This window comes from Flexivirga sp. YIM B11880, from assembly GCF_058148645.1.
Genome location: NZ_JBMAMH010000002.1, coordinates 132,392 through 151,600 on the forward strand (window position 1 = coordinate 132,392; position 19,209 = coordinate 151,600).

Below are 19,209 nucleotides of genomic sequence, written 5' to 3' on the forward strand. Positions count from 1 at the left end.
TACGAGTGTTCGGGGGACTGGTCTAGGCTCGTCCACAAGTCCCCGAACGGCGGCCCGTCGTCCACAGGTGCGTGGAGGCGACAGGACGGGTTGTCGGTGCAGGGTCCTAGCGTCTGACATGTTCCAAAGCCCGACCCGCACAGCGGGCCACGGACGGTCGCCGGTGGACGCGACCCACCCACGAATTCTCGAAGGAGTGCCGCACATGGCAGCAAAGACGGCGGGCGTCACGGGCGCCGCTGACAACAAGCTCAAGTCGCTGGACACCGTCCTGGCTCAGATCGAAAAGGCGCACGGCAAAGGCGCGGTCATGCGACTGGGCGACGACGTCCGGCCGCCGATCGACGTGATCCCCACGGGTGCCATCGCTCTCGATGTCGCGCTCGGCATCGGCGGCCTCCCGCGTGGTCGCGTGGTGGAGATCTACGGTCCGGAGTCCTCCGGTAAGACCACGGTCGCGCTGCATGCGGTCGCCAACGCCCAGCGCAACGGCGGCATCGCGGCGTTCATCGACGCCGAGCACGCGCTCGACCCCGAATACGCCAAGAAGCTCGGCGTCGACACCGATGCACTCCTCGTGAGCCAGCCGGACACCGGTGAGCAGGCGCTGGAGATCGCCGACATGCTGATCCGCTCCGGATCGCTCGACATCATCGTGGTCGACTCGGTCGCCGCACTGGTGCCGCGCGCCGAGATCGAGGGCGAGATGGGTGACAGCCACGTCGGTCTGCAGGCCCGGCTGATGTCCCAGGCACTGCGCAAGATCACCGGGGCGCTCAACACCACCGGCACGACCGCGATCTTCATCAACCAGTTGCGCGAGAAGATCGGAGTGATGTTCGGCTCGCCCGAAACGACCACCGGTGGCAAGGCGCTGAAGTTCTACGCCTCCGTCCGGCTGGACGTGCGCCGCATCGAGACGCTCAAGGACGGCACCGACGCGGTCGGCAACCGCACCCGTGTCAAGGTCGTCAAGAACAAGGTGTCCCCGCCGTTCAAGCAGGCGGAGTTCGACATCCTCTACGGTCAGGGCATCTCTCGCGAGGGCGGCCTGATCGACATGGGTGTCGAGCAGGGGTTCGTGCGGAAGGCCGGCGCTTGGTACACCTACGAGGGCGACCAACTCGGGCAGGGCAAGGAAAACGCCCGCAACTTCCTGCGGGACAACCCCGACCTGGCCGATGAGCTGGAGAAGAAGATCAAGGACAAGCTCGGCGTCGGTCCCAAGGCAGCGGAGCCGGCCGAAGACGCCGTGGTCACCGCGGTCGACTTCTGATCGTCATCTCGGGGGACCGGCGGCGGGCGTCTGGTCCCCCGAGATGCTCAACTCCACGCAATTTCTCCCCGCATTCGCGCGTCCGAATACCCTTCGACAAGCTCAGGACATCGCATCGCGGCCACCCCACAGCGACGGATGAGGTGACTCTTCGGCATCATGAATCCGTTTGACGGTACAGCTGATTCGCTGCCCGACTTCATCGACCCGGCCGATGTCATCGTCGGGCCATGGGCCGGTTCCGGCAAGCCGAACGCCCGCCGCAGCCCGGACAAACCCGGTGGCCGTGGCCGCCGCACCGCACGGCAGGCGCGCAACGATCGCGAGCCGCCGGCCGACAAAGGTGGTAGCGACGCCGATCCGCATGACGTCGCGCGCACCATCGTGTTGCGTCAACTGACTGCGGCGCCGCGCAGCCGCAAGCAGCTCGCCGACACCCTCCGCGAACGCGGTTGCGACGACGACGTGGCGGCAGCAGTGCTCGACCGCCTCGAGGAAGTCGGCCTGATCAACGACAAGGCACAGGCGGCCGCGCTCGCCCAGTCCCAGCAGACGAGGCGAGGACTCGCCCGCCGCGCCATTGCTCACGAGCTGCGTGGCAAGGGTTTCGACGACGACGTGATCCGCGAACAGCTGGACACGATCGACGACGAGAGCGAGCGTGACCGCGCTCGCACGCTGGTCGACAAGAAGCTGCGCACCATGCACGGGCTCGACGCGACCGTCCAGGCCCGGCGGCTGGCGGGCATGCTTGCGCGCAAAGGCTATGGATCATCCATCGCGTGGTTGGTCATCCGCGAGGCGATCGCCGACGCGCCGGAGCACCAGCCCGACTGACCGGCCGGCGCAGACCCAGTTCGCTGCGCAGCGCCGGTATCACGCCGACCAGGCGCGGGTCCGGATTGCGGCCGGTGACCACGCACGTCGTGGGCCACTGCGCTACGGGGCATGACCGCCAGGTGCCCACGCCGCCGGGCCATCGACACCACGTTGCAGGCCCGGCGGGAGCGCGGTTTAGCGTGAGCGGATGGCCGCCATCGATGACCTCGTCGCCCAGCTCGGTCGAAGCCGCGTGCTCACCGACCCGGACGTGATCCGGTCCTACGCACACGACGAGGCCGAATGGGCGCCATACGGCACGGCACTCGGTCTGGTGCGTGCCACGTGCACCGAGGACGTGCAGCACACCGTGCGGTGGGCGCTGCGGCACGACGTGCCCCTGGTGCCGCGCGGCGCGGGCACCGGGTTGTCCGGTGGTGCGAACGCGCTCGAGGGCTGCGTCATCGTCAGCCTGGAGAAGATGAACGCCGTCCTCGAGGTCAACCCGCTCGAGCGGATCGCCGTCGTGCAACCCGGAGTCGTCAACGATGACCTGCGGAAAACTGTTGCAGCCGAAGGGCTTTGGTACCCGCCGGACCCGGCGAGTTCACCGTGGTCCACCATCGGCGGCAACGTCGCCACCAACGCCGGCGGTGTCTGCTGTGTCAAGTATGGCGTGACGCGCGACTACGTCATCGGTCTCGAAGTCGTCACCGGCACCGGGGAGGTGGTCCGGCTCGGCCGGCGGACCGCGAAGGGCGTCGCCGGGCTCGACCTGGCCGCGCTCTTCGTCGGCTCCGAGGGCACGCTCGGCGTCGTCACCGAGGTCACCGTGAAGCTTCGGCCGCTCCCGGATGCCGGACGGACCGTGCTCGGCTACTTCGACAGCATCGTGGACGCGGGGGTGGCGGTGCGCGACGTGGCGGCCCGTGGGCTCACGCCGTCCGCACTGGAGATCGTCGATCGGATCTGCCTGGAAGCCGTCGACGAGCTGACCGGCATGGGCCTGGCGTCCGACGCGAACGTCGTCCTCATCGGTAAGGTCGACGAGCCCGGTGCAGCGGGCGCGGCAGCCGCGCGCGAGATGGTGGCGGCGTTCGAGACCGGGGGAGCGACCTTCGTGGCCGAGACCGCTGACGCAGAGGAGGCCGACGCGATGATGGCTGCGCGCCGGCTCGCCTATCCGGCGATGGAGCGCAAGGGGCCGCTCCTCACCGAGGACATCGTGGTGGCGAAGGAGCACGTGCCGGAGATGCTGCGCCGGATCGAGCAGATATCGCACGAAGTCGGCATCACCATCGCGAGCGTCGCGCACGCCGGCGACGGGAACCTGCACCCGTTGATGGTCACTGGCCGCGATGACGACGACGAGCGGCACCGTGCCCAGCAGGCGTTCGACCGGATCATCGACGAGTGCCTGGCACTGGGCGGCACCGTCACCGGCGAGCACGGCGTCGGCCTGCTCAAGATGCCGGGCGCCGCACGGGAGCTCGGCCCCGAGGTGTTGGCGATGCAGCGCGCGGTGAAGGCCGCACTCGACCCGCACGGCATCTTCAACCCCGGGAAGGTCTTCTGAAATAGGCCTGTGGACAACCTGATTGGCGACCGCCTGCGGAACTAGCTTGGCGGTCATGAACCAGCCGATCTCACTCCCTGCCGCACAGCCGCCTCCCGACGCCAAGCCAGCGGGTCGGTTGTGGTGGAGGGCGACCGCCGTGGCGCACGCGTGCAGTGCGGTGGTCTTCGCAGGCGGGATCGTGGCATGCGTCAAGTGGTTGCATCTGGTCAATACCGACGCGTATGTCGACGCCCATCGGGATGCCGCCGACTTCATGCCAGTCGCCGAGCTCCTCGCGCTCGGCCTCATCGGCGGCTGTGGTCTGGCCGTCGTCTATTCGTGCATCGGCGTGGGGCTCTCGTTGAGCGGCCACCGGGCCGGACCGACGATGTTACTTCTCGGCGCCATTCCCGCGGGCGGAGCCGGCGTGCTCTCCATTCCGTGGCTCGGACTGCCGGCAGCTGCATCGTTCGTCGTGGTGTATGCACTCCTCGCACACATCGGCGGCGGCCTGGTGGTCGCGGCCCTGGCGTGTGATCGCCCCCAGCGCCTGCCGCGGAGCCGGCAAGTGGTGCGTCCGGTGCCGCCGCCATACACGGGCGGCTCGCCATACCTGCGTCCTCCGGGTTCCTGAGTACGGCGACGCACGCCGTACCCTTGGACGGTCATGACTGCCGCTGTGAAGACCTACGAAGTGCGCACCCACGGGTGCCAGATGAACGTCCACGACTCCGAGCGGATCGCCGGACTGCTCGAAACCGCCGGGTATGTCGACCGCGCGGCGGTCGCCTTCGGTGACCGGCCCGAACACCCGGACGTGGTGGTCTTCAACACCTGCGCCGTGCGGGAGAACGCCGCCGGCAAGCTCTACGGCCAGCTCGGTCAGCTGCGCCCCGCCAAGGACGCGCACCCCGGCATGCAGATCGCCGTCGGTGGCTGCTTGGCGCAGAAGGACCAGGGCGACATCGTCAAGCGTGCGCCGTGGGTCGACGTCGTGTTCGGCACGCACAACGTCGGGGCGCTGCCGGTGCTGTTGGAGCGGGCGCGGCACAACGCCGAGGCGCAGGTCGAGATCCGCGAGTCGCTCGAGGTCTTCCCGTCGACGCTGCCGACGCGACGCGACTCGGCATACAGCGGGTGGGTCTCGATCTCGGTCGGCTGCAACAACACCTGCACGTTCTGCATCGTGCCGTCGTTGCGCGGCAAGGAGAAGGACCGCCGGCCGGGCGACGTGCTGGCCGAGATCCGCGCACTCGTCGACCAAGGAGTCGTCGAGGTCACCCTGCTGGGTCAGAACGTCAACACCTACGGCGTGGAGTTCGGCGACCGGCTCGCCTTCGGCAAGTTGCTGCGGGCCTGCGGTGAGATCGAGGGCCTCGAACGAGTCCGCTTCACCTCGCCGCACCCCGCCGCGTTCACCGACGACGTGATCGACGCGATGGCGGAGACGCCCAACGTGATGCCTTCCCTGCACATGCCGCTGCAGTCCGGCTCCGATCGGGTGCTCAAGGCGATGCGCCGCTCCTATCGGTCCGCGAAGTTCCTCGGCATCCTCGACCGGGTGCGCGAGAAGATGCCGGACGCGGCCATCACGACGGACATCATCGTCGGCTTCCCGGGTGAGACGGAGGAGGACTTCGCCGAGACGCTGCGTGTCACCCGCGAAGCGCGGTTCTCGTCGGCGTTCACGTTCCAGTACTCGATCCGGCCGGGCACCCCAGCTGCCGAGTTGCCCGATCAACTGCCGAAAGCCGTTGTGCAGGAGCGCTTCGACCGGCTCATCGAGCTGCAGGAAGAGGTTTCCTGGGCGGCCAACCGTGAACTCGAGGGCGCGACGCTCGAGGTACTCGTGTCGCCGGGGGAGGGCCGCAAGGACGCCGAGACGCACCGGATGTCGGGCCGGGCCAGCGACAACCGGCTCGTGCACTTCGCGGTGCCGGAAGGTGCCGAGCGGCCCCGCCCGGGCGACCTGGTGACGGTGGGTGTCACCTATGGCGCGCCGCACCACCTCGTCGCGGACTCTGCCGTCGAGGGTGGCGCGTGGAGCGTTCGCCGCACTCGTGGTGGTGACGCCTGGGAGGCGTTGCAGGACCAGGCCGCGGAGGGCGCAATCCGCAAGCCGGCAGTCGCACTCGGTATGCCGGCCCTCGGGGCACCGGCTGCAGCGTCGGCGGCCGGCGCCTGCGGCTGCAACTGAGGGTCAGAGCTTCGTCGCCAGCGCACGCACCTGCCGGGCCGGTTCGGCCAGCACCGCTCCACGTGCCCAGATCAAGCCCACTTCGCGGGCGGCGTCGACGCCGGTGACGTGCAGCAGTGCGACACCCGGCGGCAGTCGCCGATCCGGCGAGTCGGGCAGCAGCGCCACGCCGATGCCCGCCGCGACGAGGCCGGCGACCGTGTCGAGTTCCTGGCACTCCACGGTGATGTGTGGCTCGAACCCCGCGGCGGCGCACGCTTCGTCGAGCAGTTGACGCATCCCGAATCCGCGCCCCATGGCGACGAATTCCGCGTCCCGCAACTCCTCGAACTCCACGGTATGGCGGCGGGACAGCGGATCGGCGGCAGGCACCGCGAGCTGCACCTCCTGGCGTGACAGGCGTCGCCAGCTCACCGGCGCATCGCGCGGCCGGGGCGACACGATCCCGAGATCGATCTCGCCCGAGACGACCTTGGCGGTGACCACCTCGGCGGCGTCCTGCACCAGCTCGAAGCGGATCGCCGGATCCGTCTCACGAGTGCGCTGGATCAGCTGAGGCACCAGCCAGGTGCCGAAAGAGTGCAGGAAGCCGAGGCGGACGACCCGGGGCCCGGCCGCCCGGAGCTCGTGCACTGCCTGCTCCCCAGCGGCCAGCTCGGTGTGCGCCCGGCGCAGGTGCTCGGCATACACCCTGCCTGCAGTGTTGAGTTGGAGCCGTTTGCCCGACCGGTCGAAAAGCGTTGTGCCGAGGTTCCGTTCCAGGCGGGCCAGGCGGCGGGACAGGGTCGGCTGAGGGACGTGCAGCCGCTCGGCGGCAGCCGTGACGTTCTGCTCGTCGGCCAGCACGACAAACCACCAGACCAGGTCCTTCATCAAGCCATTATGCATCTTTGATATCGAAGCTAAGGTCGGAATTCATTTCCGTATCAATGCGCTCCGGACGATGCTGGATGAGTGACGATGCACACGGCGCAGCAGCCGCGGACCAATCTCGGCTATCGCCGCGGCGACTCGGGCTATCGCCGGATCACGGCAGCCCTCTTCGCCGCCGGTATGACGACCTTCGTCGCGATGTACTGTGCGCAAGCGGTGCTGCCGGCCATCTCGATCGACTTCGCCGTTTCCCCGGCGGCGTCTGCCCTCACGGTGTCGGCTACCACGGGATTGCTGGCGCTCGCGATCATCCCGGCCAGCGCACTGTCCGAGCGGTTCGGCCGCACGACGGTGATGGCTGTCTCGGCGGTCGTTTCCGCACTCATCGGCCTGGTGCTGCCGCTGTCGCCGTCAATGGGTGTGCTGGTCGGACTGCGCGCACTGCAGGGCGTCGCGCTCGCCGGAGTGCCGGCCACCGCGATGGCCTACCTGGCCGAGGAGATCGACCGTCGTCACCTCGGCGCGGCGATGGGGCGCTACATCGCCGGCACCACGATCGGCGGCCTCGCCGGCCGATTGGTCGCTTCGTTCACCCTCGATCTCGGCACCTGGCGTTGGGCGCTGGAGGTCGCGGCGCTCGTGGCGCTCGCGTTCACCGTCGTCTTCGTCCGGCTCGCGCCACCGTCGCGCTATTTCAGCCCACAACCGGTCGGGCCGCGCACCACATCACGAGCGATCGCCCACCACCTGCGCGCACCAGCGCTGCTCGGGCTGTTCGCGACGGCGCTGCTGCTGATGGGCAGCTTCGTGTCGCTCTACAACATGCTCGGATTCCGGTTGTCCGCAGCACCGTTCAACCTGCCGGACGCCGTCGTCGGCGCGATCTTCCTGATGTACCTCTCGGGCACGATCACGGCGGCACTCGCCGGGCGGATCGCCGAGCGCCTGGGCCGGTCGCGCGTGCTTCTCGCGTCGGAGGCGCTGACCCTGACCGGGTTGCTGCTGACCGTGTCCTCCCGGCTGTCGGTCGTGCTGATGGGCGTGCTGCTCTTCACTGCGGGATTCTTCGCCGCCCACGCCATCGCCAGTGGTTGGGTCGGTCTGCTCGCCCTCGAGCACCGCGCGGAGGCGAGCTCGCTCTACCTCTTCGCCTACTACGCGGGAAGCTCCGTGCTGGGTGCCTGCGCCGGGCTCGCCTTCAGCGGCGGCGGATGGAATGCCGAAGTCGCATACATCGCAGTGTTTCTCGTTCTCGCGCTGCTCGTCGCAGCGGCCGTCGCACGACTCGCGCGGCGGACGGTGCGCTAGGCTGACGGCATGCACATCGTCAGCACCGCATGGTGGCCGCCTTCCCCGGCGGCCCGCTGACGAAACCCGTTTTTCCTCTTCAGAGCCGCCCGGTCGGGCGGCTCTTGTCGCATGACGCTCCCGGCCGGGCATCACCCCAGGGAGCACATCATGACAATCCTCGAAGACGTCGAGTTGCATGCCGATGCGTCGTATGCCGCGAGCGTCGCGCGCAGCGACACCATCCACGAACTGATCGACGATCCGCACGCTCGCGGACGCGAGCAGCTCCGAGTTCTCACCGGCGACCGACCCACCGGACCGCTGCACATCGGTCATCTTTTCGCCACGTTGCGGTCGCGAGTCGCCATACAGGACAAGGGAATCGACACGATGGTCCTTGTTGCGGACTACCAGGTGATCACGGACCGCGACGGGACCGGTGACATCCGCGGAGCGACACTAGGACAGATCGCTGACTACCTGGCGGCAGGGATCGACCCCCAGCGGTCGACCATCTTCGCGCACTCGGCCGTGCCCGCGATCGGCCAGCTGATGCTGTCGTTCCTGTCGCTGGTGACCGATGCCGAGTTGCGGCGGAACCCGACCGTGAAGGACGAGCTCGCCGCCACGGACGGTCGGCCGTTGTCCGGGCTGCTGCTGACCTATCCGGTGCACCAGGCGGCCGACATCCTGTCCGTGCACGGCACCGTCGTGCCGGTAGGACGCGACCAGTTGCCGCACGTCGAGTTGACGCGTGCCATCGCTCGACGGTTCAACCAGCGGTACGCCGGCGGCGAGGAGTTCTTCCGCGCACCCGATGCGCTGCTCACCGACGTGCCCGTGCTCCCCGGGCTGAACGGCCGCAAGATGTCGACCAGCCGCGGCAACGGGATTGCGCTCGGTATGACGGCGGACGAGACCGCGACGCGAATTCGTAAAGCGCGCACCGACTCCGAGCGGCTGATCACCTACGAGCCGGAGCGCCGACCCGCGGTGTCCAGCATGCTTCGAACCACCGGGCTGTTCACGGGCGAAGCTCCGGAGGTCATCGCCGCGCGGATCGGTGACGGGGGAGCAGCCGTCCTCAAGCGTGAACTCACGACGGCCGTCAACGACGGACTGGCGACGCACCGGAAACGTCGTGCGGAGCTCACGGCCGACCCGGCATACCTGGAAGGCGTGCTGCGACAAGGCAACAGCCGTGCCGCTGCCATCGCCGGCCGCACCCTCGCCGAGGTGCAGGAACGGTTGGGGATGAGTTGTTGACCGCCGGGAAGCGCGCCTCGCGCCGCCGAAACGGCGCGGGGTGGCCGTCAGTCGCCCTTGACGTTGACGATCTGCCGCAGGGTGTGCCGGACTCGACCAGGCCAGCCGAGTCCTGCATGACCACGTCGATGTCCTTGTACGCCTGCGGGACCTCGTCCAGGAACGCGTCGGTGTCCCGGTACTCGATGCCCGCCATCGCCTCGCGCAGCTGCTCGTGCGTGAACGTCTTCCGAGCCTTGCTCCGCGAGTACATCCGGTCGGCACCGTGGGTGAGGAGTTCAGGGCCAGCGGGTTGCCCTTGCCCACCACCACGTACGACACCGTCCCCATCGACCCGGGGATCAGGCCCGGTCGACCCGCATCGGCGTTGATCGCGCCTTTCCGGGACAGCCACACCTCCGTGCCGAAGTGCCGCTCCCGCTCGGTGTAGTTGTGGTGGCAGTTGATCCGCTCCTGCTATCACGCCGCAGCCGATGTCCACACCGACCGCAGCCGGGATGATCGCGCGCAGCGTCGGGATCACTGATCCGACGGTGGCACCCAGCCCCAGGTGCGCGTCCGGCATCAGCGCCACGTGCGGGTGGATGAACGGCATCGTCGCAGTCTGCTCCGCCTGCTCACGCGTGTTCGTCTCGAGCAGCGATGCCCAGTTGATCAGCCGGTCGTTGATCTTCTCCATGATCAAATCCTTCGTAGTCCACAAAGGGCACGCGAGGATTCGTTCCTCATCCTCGCGTGCCCTTTTGATGCTGTTCTGCCGGCCTTCGGCCGGACTTACGGCGCCGGCCAGAGCCGAACGCCGCATGGGAAGCGCGCTCGGTCAGGTCTTGACGGCTTGCAAGGTGTAGCTGGCGGCGAGGCGTTCGGGGCGGTCGGTCAATCGCCACTCGCCGCGGTCGTCGACCGACATCAGACCGGGCAGCGCACACCACGGCACGCTGTCGTGCTCCACGAGACCGGTCAGCTGCATGCCGTGACGAAGCAGGGCCGTCACGACCTCGCCCAGCCCGTGATTCCACTCGACCGTCGTGTTGGCAGTGAACTCGTGATCCGTCGCGACATACGTGCCCGGCTCGCTCCAGACGATGCCCTCGGGTTGCTCGAAGTAGGAGAACTCCGGGCGCACGTCCTCGTCGAACGTCCACAGCATCGGGTGGCCTTCCCGGACGAAGAGCCGCCCACCGGGTTTCAGCACGTCGGCCACCACCTCGGCCCAGCGATCGATCGACGGCAACCAGCAGAGCGCCCCGATGCCGGTGTAGACGAGGTCGAACGTGCGACCGCCCAGAGCCCCGGGCGCGGAATAGACGTCCGATTCCACGTAGTCGATGCGCGCGCCGGCACGTGCGGCGATCTCGCGAGCCTCTCGCAGCGAGGCGGGTGAGAGGTCGACGCCGGTCACGTGCGCACCCAACCGGTGTAAGGACAGCGTGTCGGTGCCGATGTGACACTGCAGATGGAGGACGTCCAGTCCGGCGATGTCATCGAGCCGTTCGGCGTCGAAGGCGACCACCCCGCTCAACTCGCTTGTACCGGCGACCAATGCGGACACGTCATAGTCCGGGCTCGCGGCGTGCGCAGCGGCCCGGTCGTCCCAGTTTGCCCGGTTGAGGGCGAGGTAGTCGATCACCGGCCAAGCGTGCGGGAGAATGGCCGCAGGGGCAACCGAATTCGGCCGGGTGAGGATTCAGGCCGATTCGGCAGTCCTCGTCAGCCGCTCGTATGCCGCGACGCAACCTGCGCACGCACAGCTCTCGCTGGCGTGAAGGGATCCCGCATTGCGGACCGCTCCGGGTGGCAGCAAGGGCTCCGGCGCGTGGCCGGGGAGCGAAAACGTCTGCAGCACAACCGGTTCAGCGGCCGGGGCACACGATCCACTACGGCAGCAGCGACACGATGTGTAGCCGCCGTTGCCCGTCGAGTGCCACAGGGCTTGGTGGCCGCAGGACCGGCACAGGTGAACCAGGACGCTCATCAGCAGACCGATGGTGCGCGGAACCGACTCGTCATACGACCGAGTCTGGAGTCTCGAGCTGGTCGAAGGTCAAGACGGGGGATCGGCGACGAGCACTGCCTCCGGTCAGTCGCCGGCTCGGTCCGTCGTCGGCAATTTCAGCCAGCCGGAACGCTGCCGGAGGTGACCGCCGGAACCCCAGTGCGCGATGAGCGCGCGCTCCAGTCGGGTGGTCCCGACGAGGTCGGCCGGGTCGGCATATGGGCGCCGGAAGACGAAGTTGCGCACCGACTCGTCGCCGTCCGTCGGCTCGCCGAGCGGCCGCCAGCGCGCGCAGAAGCGGGCGATGTTGCTGTCCGGCACCAGCTCGAGAAGCTGCTCGTCGAGCAGCCAGCTGGTGCACACGGTGACGGAGATGGGTGGCAGGTCCGGGAAGTGTCGATCGAAGAAGGGACGCACCCGCGCCAGCGACGCGTCGACGGCTGTCGGTGTCAGCGGTCCGCTGTCCGGGATGTGTATGCCGGCCACCGGCGTGCGGGTCACGACCGGCACGTCCGCAGCGCGCACGGCCGACGCAGGGAAGTCGAGCCGCTCCAGGTTCGCCTGCAATCGGCCGAAGTCGTAGATCATGCCGCGCAGGTGCAGGGTGAACCAGTTCTGCACGTGCAGGCCGGTGTGGCCGAACGTGCGCTCGAAGATCCGCAAGTGGCGCCCCAGGTCGGCGAGAATCGCCCGGGAGGCGGAGTCCGGGATGGCGCGGGACCGGTGGAACGCCAGCGTGTCCGGGAGCGTTGCCGCGAACGCGACAGGGTAGAAGAAGCGCGCCTCGACCGGCTCGGCAGAGTTCTGCGGGTCGAAGACCGCCGGCAGGAAGGCCTCCTGCATGGTCAGAAATTTCCCCATGCCGTCCCGCAACCGGGCAACCGTGGCCCGGACCCGGTCCAGCCAGAACGCGCTCCGGAGGATGGTGTCGGCGGCAGTCGCGAAGTCGGCCCGGTCCGGCTCCTGCACGTCGAAGTAGGCGAACGCGCGGTGCAGCGCGGGCTGCGAGAGGCGGTCACGCAGCACAGCTGCAGACGGGTGAGACATCACCGGATCATCGTATGAGCGGGCGCAGCGAGCGACCGAACAGGCCGATTTGCCAGACTGCTCGGTATGACGAGCCAGCTGCCGATCGTCGCCGTCGTGGGCTCGACCGCGACCGGCAAGTCCGACCTCGGCATCGCACTCGCGCACGCGTTGGACGGTGAGATCGTCAACGCGGACGCGTCGCAGCTCTACCGCGGCATGGACATCGGCACCGCGAAGGTCCCGGTCGCCGAGCGGCAGGGCGTGCCGCATCACCTGCTGGACGTCCTCGACGTGCGTGACGAGGCGACTGTTGCGGCATACCAACGAGATGCACGCGTGGCGATCGGGCAGATCCGGGACCGGGGCCATGTGCCGATCCTCGTGGGCGGCAGCGGCCTCTACGTGCGGGCTGCCCTCGACGACCTGCGGATTCCGCCGACCGATCCGGCGGCGCGTGCCCGCTGGGAGGCCCGCCTGCACGAGATCGGGCCGGACGCGCTGCACGCCGAGCTGGCTGCGGTCGATCCGGCTGCCGCACGGCAGATCCACCCGACCAATGGCCGACGGGTGGTGCGTGCGCTCGAGGTGATCGAGCTGACCGGGGCGCCGTTCAGCGCAACGATGCCGACCCGTGAATTCCTTGTTCCAGCAGTGATGCTCGGCCTGGCGATCGACCGGCCGACGCTCCGCAGCCGCATCACCGCACGGATCGACCGCATGTGGTGTGCCGGGCTGCTGGACGAAGTGCGCGACCTCGACCGGCACGGCCTGCGCCAGGGTCGCACTGCCAGCCGGGCGATCGGCTACGCGCAGGCGTTGCGCCAGCTGGACGGCGTCCTTGACGAACAGCGCGCGAAGGACGAAACGGCGACATTGACAAGGAAGTTCGCGCGACGTCAGGAGTCCTGGTTCCGACCGGACCACCGCATCCACTGGCTGCCCCATGACGCGCCCGACCTCGTCGCGCAGTCGCTGCAGCTGGTGCGCGCGGGCGCTGCAGGGTCCAGGCGCTGACACCGGGATGACAGGGAGGCGCACCATGACCTTGGATGGCCGGGTGAGGACCATCAGCTTTGCCAAGGGACACGGCACGAAGAACGACTTCGTGCTCGTTCCCGCGCTGGACGGCACCCCGCAGCTCAGCGCCGAGGACGTCGTCCACCTCGCCGATCGCCGAGCCGGCATCGGCGGCGACGGCGTGATCCTCGTCGTGCCGGTAGCCCAGGCGCCGACCGACGTCCGGGCGACGGCCGGCGACGCACGCTGGTTCATGGACTACCGCAACCAGGACGGCTCGCTGGGCGAGATGTGCGGCAACGGCACCCGCGTCTTCGCCAAGTACCTGCTCGACCACGGCCTCGAGACCGGTGACGCATTCGACATCGCCACTCGGGACGGCGTGAAACGGATGACCGTGGTGGCGGGCGGCTTCGAAGTCGATCTCGGGGTATGGCGCCTGGCGCGCGAGCCGGAGGCGGACGAGCACGGGTCGGACAGCGTGGTGCAGGTGGCCGGGGCCGCCGACCCGCTGCCGGCGCTCAGCATCGACATGGGCAATCCGCACACCGTGGTCGCGCTGCCGCCCGAATTCGACCTCAGCACACTGGATCTCACCTATCAGCCACGTGTCGACCCGGTCCCGCCCAACGGTTCGAACGTCGAGTTCGTCCGCGCGGTCGGACCTGGTCACATCGCCATGCGGGTGCACGAACGCGGCGTGGGGGAGACGCAGAGCTGCGGCACGGGTGCCGCCGCGGCCGTGATCGCCACCCGGTGGTGGGCCGGCCGGCCCGCGGACCAGCTCGACTGGCGGGTCGACGTGCCGGGTGGCCGGCTCGGTGTGCGCATGGACGGCGACCACGTCCTGTTGTCGGGACCGGCCGAGATCGTCGCCAGCGGCACCGTGGAGATCCCCGACCCGCGCTGACTGCCCTCTGCGTCAGCCGGCCGCGCCGACCTGCAGGATCCGGAAGCCCTTCACGCTCGTGAATCGCTCGGTCGGAAAGCCCTGCCCGATCAGCCAGCGCTGCAAGGAGTCGGAGCCGAGATTGCGTTGCACCACCAGGTAGGCCACGCCGTCCCCGGTCAGCCGCCGCAGCCAGGCCAGCAACAGGTCGTGCAGCACCTGCTTGCCCACCCGGATCGGTGGGTTGGACCAGATCAGATCGAACCGCAGCTCGGCCGGCACATCGCCGGCAGTCGCGGCATGCAGGTTGGTGAGGCCGAGCGAGGCGGCGTTGGCCCGCGTGAGATCCAGCGCGCGCTCGTTGACGTCGACCGCCCAGACCTCGGCCGCCGGTGAGGACAGGCCCAGCGTCAGCGCGATCGGTCCCCACCCACAGCCGAGGTCCAGGAAGGTGCCCTCTGCCGGTGGCTGCGGCGCATGCTGCAGCAGCACACTGGTGCCCTGATCGATCCGCTCTGCGGAGAAAACGCCGGACGCCACCTGCACCGCACGGGTCCGGCCGGCGAGAGGCACGTTGATCGTGCGTCGCTCGTCCGCGCTCGCCGGACTGGCGGTGAAGTAGTGGTCGGGCGTGTCGGTCACCGCCCCGAGGGTAGTAGGCGGTGGCGGCGGCATACCGAAGCGGCATAAAGCATTCGCTCAGGATGTTGAACCCTGAGACGATAAGGAGAACATGACAGCTCGCAACATTGACGGAGGCGCGATGACCGCCCGCTCACAGGTGCTCGACGGTCGCGCCGAAGCCCTTGCCGGGCAGGAAGACCGCGATCCCCGCTACGACGCCGACGGCTTCCTCATCGAGGAGTCGTACGACGGCGACCAGTACGACCGCGAGGACCGCGCGGCATTGCGCCGGGTCCCCGGGCTCTCCACCGAACTCCAGGACGTCACCGAGGTCGAATACCGCCGCCTGCGCCTCGAACGCGTCGTGCTGGCCGGTGTGTGGGGTGAGGGCACCGCCGAGGACGCCGAGAACTCCCTGCGCGAACTCTCCGCGCTCGCCGAAACCGCCGGTTCGACCGTGCTCGCCGGTGTCCTGCAACGCCGGATGAAGCCGGACCCGGGGACCTGGATGGGTTCGGGCAAGGCCGCCGAGCTGCGCGACATCGTGATCGAGGAAGGTGCCGACACCGTCATCGCCGACACCGAACTCACCCCGAGCCAGCGCCGCGGCCTGGAGGACGTCGTCAAGGTCAAGGTGATCGACCGGACCGCGCTGATCCTCGACATCTTCGCTCAGCACGCGAAGTCCAAGGAGGGCAAGGCACAGGTCGAGCTGGCCCAGCTGCAGTACCTCCTGCCGCGGCTGCGAGGGTGGGGTGAGTCGATGTCCCGGCAGGCCGGTGGTCAGGCTGCCGGTGGTCAGGGCATGGGTTCACGTGGCCCCGGTGAGACCAAGATCGAGTTGGACCGCCGCCGCATCAACTCCCGGATCAGCAAGCTGCGCCGGGAGCTGAAGGGCATGAAGACGATGCGCGACACCAAGCGCGGCTCCCGTCGCGCGGGCCAGGTGCCGTCGGTCGCCATCGCCGGTTACACCAACGCGGGGAAGTCCTCCATTCTCAACCGACTCACCGGCGCCGGCGTGCTGGTCCAGAACCAGTTGTTCGCCACGCTCGATCCGACCGTGCGGCGGGCCGAGACGATCGACGGCCGCGGCTACACGTTGGTGGACACCGTCGGTTTCGTGCGCGAGCTGCCGCATCAGCTGGTGGAGGCGTTCCGCTCCACGCTCGAAGAGGTGGGCGATGCCGACCTCGTCCTGCACGTCGTCGACGGCTCGCACCCCGACCCGGAGTCGCAGATCACCGCCGTGCGCTCGGTGCTCGCCGATGTCGGCGCGCACGACGTCAAGGAGGTCGTGGTCGTCAACAAGGCGGACGTCGCCGACCCGGAGGTCGTCGACCGCATCCTGCGCGCCGAGAAGCACTCGATCGCGGTGTCCGCTCGCACCGGCAAGGGTTTCGCCGCGCTCGCCGAGCTGGTTGCCCAGGAGCTGCCCCGCCCGGAGATCCGGATGGAGTTGCTGCTGCCCTACCAGCGCGGCGACCTGCTCTCGCGCATCCACGACGACGGCGAGGTGCTGTCGAGCGAGCACACCGCCGAAGGCACCCACGTGCACGCCAAGGTGACCCCGACCCTGCACGCCGAGCTGGCGGCATTCGCCGTCTGAGTCAGCTCCACCTGGCAGCATCGGGCGGGTGAGTTCTGAACAGAGCGCCGAACACGCCCGGCTGGCCTCGTCCCCGAACGCCGACGACCCGTGGCGCTTGTGGGGTCCGTACGTCTCCGGCCGGCAGTGGGGGACCGTCCGCGAGGACTACTCCGCGGACGGAAACGCCTGGGACTATTTGCCGTTCGATCAAGCGCACCGACGTGCCTACCGCTGGGGCGAGGACGGTATGGCGGCGGTCTGCGACCGCTTCGGCTTCCTCAACTTCGGCGTCGCGCTCTGGAACGGCCACGACGACCGACTCAAGGAGCGGCTCTTCGGGTTGACCAACGCGCAGGGCAACCACGGCGAGGACGTCAAGGAGGTCTGGTGGCCGACCGACGCCACCCCGACGCACTCGTGGGCGAGTTGGCTGTACCGCTACCCCCAGGCCGCTTTCCCGTATGACGAACTACGCGCCGTCAACGCCCAGCGCAACCGGAACGACCCGGAGTTCGAACTCACCGACACCGGCGTGCTCGCCGACGACCGGTTCTTCGACGTGGCGGTGAGCTACGCGAAGGCGAGCCCCACCGACCTGCTGATGCGCATCGACGTCACGAATCACGGGCCGGACGCCGCCACCCTGCACCTCGTGCCGCAGGCCTGGTTCCGCAACACCTGGGCGTTCGGCCGGGACGACCGCACCCCGTCGATGCGGCTGGTCGACGGCGCAGTGCAGGTCGAGCACGCCTGGCTCGGCAGTTACCGGCTCCAGGCCGCTGGCGACCCGCGGGTGCTCTTCTGCGACAACGAAACCGACAACGTCGGGCTGTGGGGAGCACCGGCCCGAACCGACTGCCCGACGAACGGCATCGACCGTGCGATCGTGCACGGCGACCCGTCGGCGACGCGGCCGGAGCACGGCACGAAGGTGGCGTTCTGGTGGCAGCTCGACGCCATGCCGCCGGGGCAGACGCGCACCGTGCAGCTGCGGCTGGCCGCGACCGCCGCGGCGACCGGTAGCGAGGCGGCCTACTTCGGCGGAGCGTCTGCCGGCGGCTTCGCCGATTTCGATGCCGTCATGCGGGCCCGCGCCGCCGAGGCGGACGAGTTCTACCGGGCCGTCATACCGGCGAGTGCCACCGAGGAGGACGCGCACATCGCGCGCCGCGCCTTCGCCGGCCTGCTGTGGGGCAAGCAGCTCTACCGGTATGCCGTGGGCGAATGGCTGGAGGGTGACCCGGCCGGGCCACCACCGCCGCCGCAGCGACGGGCACCCGGCGCGCGCAACGTCGGCTGGACGCACCTGGACCTGGCCGACGTCATCTCGATGCCCGACGAGTGGGAGTACCCGTGGTTCGCCGCGTGGGACCTCGCATTCCACACCGTCCCGCTCGCGCTGATCGACCCGGCGTTCGCCAAGGACCAGATCACCCTCATGGTGCGCGAGTGGGCGCAGCATCCGGACGGTCAGCTGCCGGCATACGAGTGGAACTTCAACGACGTCAACCCGCCCGTCCACGCCTGGGCGGCGTGGTTGGTCTATTCGCTTGCGGCAGACCGGGATCGAGAGTTTCTCGCGAGCGTCTTCAGCAAGCTGCTGATGAACTTCTCCTGGTGGGTCAACCGCAAGGACGCCGACGGCTCCTACCTCTTCGAGGGCGGCTTTCTCGGGATGGACAACATCGGGCCGTTCGACCGGTCGCAGCCGCTGCCGGACGGTATGCGGCTGGAGCAGTCGGACGCGACCAGCTGGATGGCGTTCTACTCGCTGTCCATGTTGCGCATCGCCGTCGAACTCAGCCGGCAGGACGCCAGCTGGGGACCGACGGTGCGCACCTTCTTCGAATACTTCCTGCGGCTCGCACGCGCGCTGACCGACTTCGGCAGCACCGGCATCTCGCTGTGGGACGAGCAGGACGGCTTCTACTACGACGCGGTGGTGCGCGCCGACGGCACGAGCGAACGGTTGGCGGTGCGTTCCCTGGTCGGCCTGTTGCCTCTGGTGGCAGTCGAATCCGTGCATCCGGCGGTCGTCGCCGAGCTGCCCAACCTGTTGCACGAGGTGCAGTGGCTGGAGCGCCGGGACACGGGGCTGGCCGACGTGCTGCGTCATCACGAGCGGCACGACGACTCGCGGATCACGATGGCCCTGGTGCCCGACGAGCGGCGGGCGCGGCTGCTGACGCGCATGCTCGACGAGGCGGAATTCCTGTCCCCCCACGGGATCCGGTCACTCTCCGCGGCATACCGGCAGCCGCTGACCGTCGACGTGGACGGTGGAGACTTCTCGATCCGCTACGCCCCGGCCGAGTCCGACAGCGGGCTGTTCGGCGGCAACTCCAACTGGCGCGGCCCCGTGTGGTTCCCGATCAACTTCCTGCTCGTCGACGCGCTCGAGACGTATGCCGAGGCCTATCCGAACGCGCGCGTCGAATACCCGACCGGGTCCGGAAACCAGCGGAGCCTGGGCGACATCACCACCGACCTCATGCAGCGGCTGGTGCAGCTCTTCCGGCCCGGGACGGACGGCCGTCGGCCGGGCACGCCGAAGTGGTACCCGAGCGGCCCGCTCTGGGACGCCCACCCGACGTTCAGCGAATACTTCGACGGTGACGACGGCTCCGGACTCGGCGCCAGCCACCAGACCGGCTGGACAGCCCTCGTCGCCTACCTGATTTGCCGCGGCGTCGCGAACGACTGATAGCACGCTGATCGAGTACCGGAGGAGCGCAGCGCCTCGCGGCTACTCAGGACGGCGCTCGACCGACGTGAGCCGGCTGT

General features: G+C 68.9%; 15 protein-coding genes and 1 pseudogene. 11 read left to right on the plus strand and 5 right to left on the minus strand.

What is annotated here, in order from left to right:
- The first annotated feature begins 205 nt into the window (after positions 1 to 205).
- From recA to miaB, 5 genes are all read left to right on the plus strand, one after another.
- Positions 206 to 1,276, plus strand: coding sequence for a recombinase RecA (gene recA, locus ACN8HC_RS05160; protein WP_490073806.1), 1,071 nt, complete (start codon positions 206 to 208; stop codon positions 1,274 to 1,276).
- 159 nt (positions 1,277 to 1,435) lie between these two features.
- Complete coding sequence (locus ACN8HC_RS05165) at positions 1,436 to 2,113, plus strand: regulatory protein RecX (RefSeq protein ID WP_490073807.1); 678 nt, start codon at positions 1,436 to 1,438, stop codon at positions 2,111 to 2,113.
- Positions 2,114 to 2,303: 190 nt separating this feature from the next.
- Positions 2,304 to 3,671 carry an FAD-binding oxidoreductase gene (locus ACN8HC_RS05170; RefSeq protein WP_490073808.1) on the plus strand — a complete coding sequence of 456 codons (1,368 nt, stop codon included), beginning with the start codon at positions 2,304 to 2,306 and terminating at the stop codon, positions 3,669 to 3,671.
- Positions 3,672 to 3,726: 55 nt separating this feature from the next.
- Complete coding sequence (locus ACN8HC_RS05175) at positions 3,727 to 4,287, plus strand: hypothetical protein (RefSeq protein WP_490073809.1); 561 nt, start codon at positions 3,727 to 3,729, stop codon at positions 4,285 to 4,287.
- Positions 4,288 to 4,320: 33 nt separating this feature from the next.
- Positions 4,321 to 5,850, plus strand: coding sequence for a tRNA (N6-isopentenyl adenosine(37)-C2)-methylthiotransferase MiaB (gene miaB, locus ACN8HC_RS05180; RefSeq protein ID WP_490073810.1), 1,530 nt, complete (start codon positions 4,321 to 4,323; stop codon positions 5,848 to 5,850).
- A gap of 3 nt (positions 5,851 to 5,853) precedes the next feature.
- Here miaB and ACN8HC_RS05185 read toward each other — a convergent pair whose 3' ends face one another.
- A complete protein-coding gene (locus ACN8HC_RS05185; RefSeq protein ID WP_490073811.1) occupies positions 5,854 to 6,723 on the minus strand; it encodes a LysR family transcriptional regulator in 870 nt (289 codons plus the stop codon).
- A gap of 87 nt (positions 6,724 to 6,810) precedes the next feature.
- Between ACN8HC_RS05185 and ACN8HC_RS05190 the strand changes: the two genes are divergently transcribed.
- Entirely contained in the window at positions 6,811 to 8,031 is a 1,221-nt protein-coding gene (locus ACN8HC_RS05190) for an MFS transporter (protein WP_490073992.1), read from the plus strand.
- Between the two features lie 150 nt (positions 8,032 to 8,181).
- The gene (gene trpS / locus ACN8HC_RS05195) at positions 8,182 to 9,279 is read left to right on the plus strand and encodes a tryptophan--tRNA ligase (RefSeq protein WP_490073812.1); all 1,098 of its coding nucleotides are present in this window, start codon (positions 8,182 to 8,184) and stop codon (positions 9,277 to 9,279) included.
- Between the two features lie 47 nt (positions 9,280 to 9,326).
- Here trpS and ACN8HC_RS05200 read toward each other — a convergent pair.
- The 3 genes and pseudogenes from ACN8HC_RS05200 to ACN8HC_RS05210 form a co-directional block, all read right to left on the minus strand.
- Positions 9,327 to 9,958: pseudogene (locus tag ACN8HC_RS05200) on the minus strand (RtcB family protein).
- A gap of 141 nt (positions 9,959 to 10,099) precedes the next feature.
- On the minus strand, positions 10,100 to 10,909 hold the full coding sequence (locus ACN8HC_RS05205) for a class I SAM-dependent methyltransferase (protein ID WP_490073813.1): 810 nt from the start codon (positions 10,907 to 10,909) through the stop codon (positions 10,100 to 10,102).
- A gap of 450 nt (positions 10,910 to 11,359) precedes the next feature.
- On the minus strand, positions 11,360 to 12,322 hold the full coding sequence (locus ACN8HC_RS05210; protein ID WP_490073814.1) for an acyltransferase domain-containing protein: 963 nt from the start codon (positions 12,320 to 12,322) through the stop codon (positions 11,360 to 11,362).
- Between the two features lie 66 nt (positions 12,323 to 12,388).
- Here ACN8HC_RS05210 and miaA point away from each other — a divergent pair, with 66 nt between their 5' ends.
- Both miaA and dapF read left to right on the plus strand, forming a co-directional pair.
- Complete coding sequence (gene miaA / locus ACN8HC_RS05215; protein WP_490073815.1) at positions 12,389 to 13,318, plus strand: tRNA (adenosine(37)-N6)-dimethylallyltransferase MiaA; 930 nt, start codon at positions 12,389 to 12,391, stop codon at positions 13,316 to 13,318.
- Between the two features lie 25 nt (positions 13,319 to 13,343).
- A complete protein-coding gene (gene dapF / locus ACN8HC_RS05220; RefSeq protein ID WP_490073816.1) occupies positions 13,344 to 14,231 on the plus strand; it encodes a diaminopimelate epimerase in 888 nt (295 codons plus the stop codon).
- A gap of 12 nt (positions 14,232 to 14,243) precedes the next feature.
- Here the strand turns inward: dapF and ACN8HC_RS05225 are convergent, their stop codons facing one another.
- Complete coding sequence (locus tag ACN8HC_RS05225) at positions 14,244 to 14,852, minus strand: class I SAM-dependent methyltransferase (RefSeq protein ID WP_490073817.1); 609 nt, start codon at positions 14,850 to 14,852, stop codon at positions 14,244 to 14,246.
- A 121-nt stretch (positions 14,853 to 14,973) separates the two neighbouring features.
- Between ACN8HC_RS05225 and hflX the strand changes: the two genes are divergently transcribed.
- Positions 14,974 to 16,443 carry a GTPase HflX gene (gene hflX, locus ACN8HC_RS05230; RefSeq protein WP_490073818.1) on the plus strand — a complete coding sequence of 490 codons (1,470 nt, stop codon included), beginning with the start codon at positions 14,974 to 14,976 and terminating at the stop codon, positions 16,441 to 16,443.
- A 28-nt stretch (positions 16,444 to 16,471) separates the two neighbouring features.
- On the plus strand, positions 16,472 to 19,129 hold the full coding sequence (locus tag ACN8HC_RS05235) for an MGH1-like glycoside hydrolase domain-containing protein (protein WP_490073819.1): 2,658 nt from the start codon (positions 16,472 to 16,474) through the stop codon (positions 19,127 to 19,129).
- Positions 19,130 to 19,209: the final 80 nt, after the last annotated feature.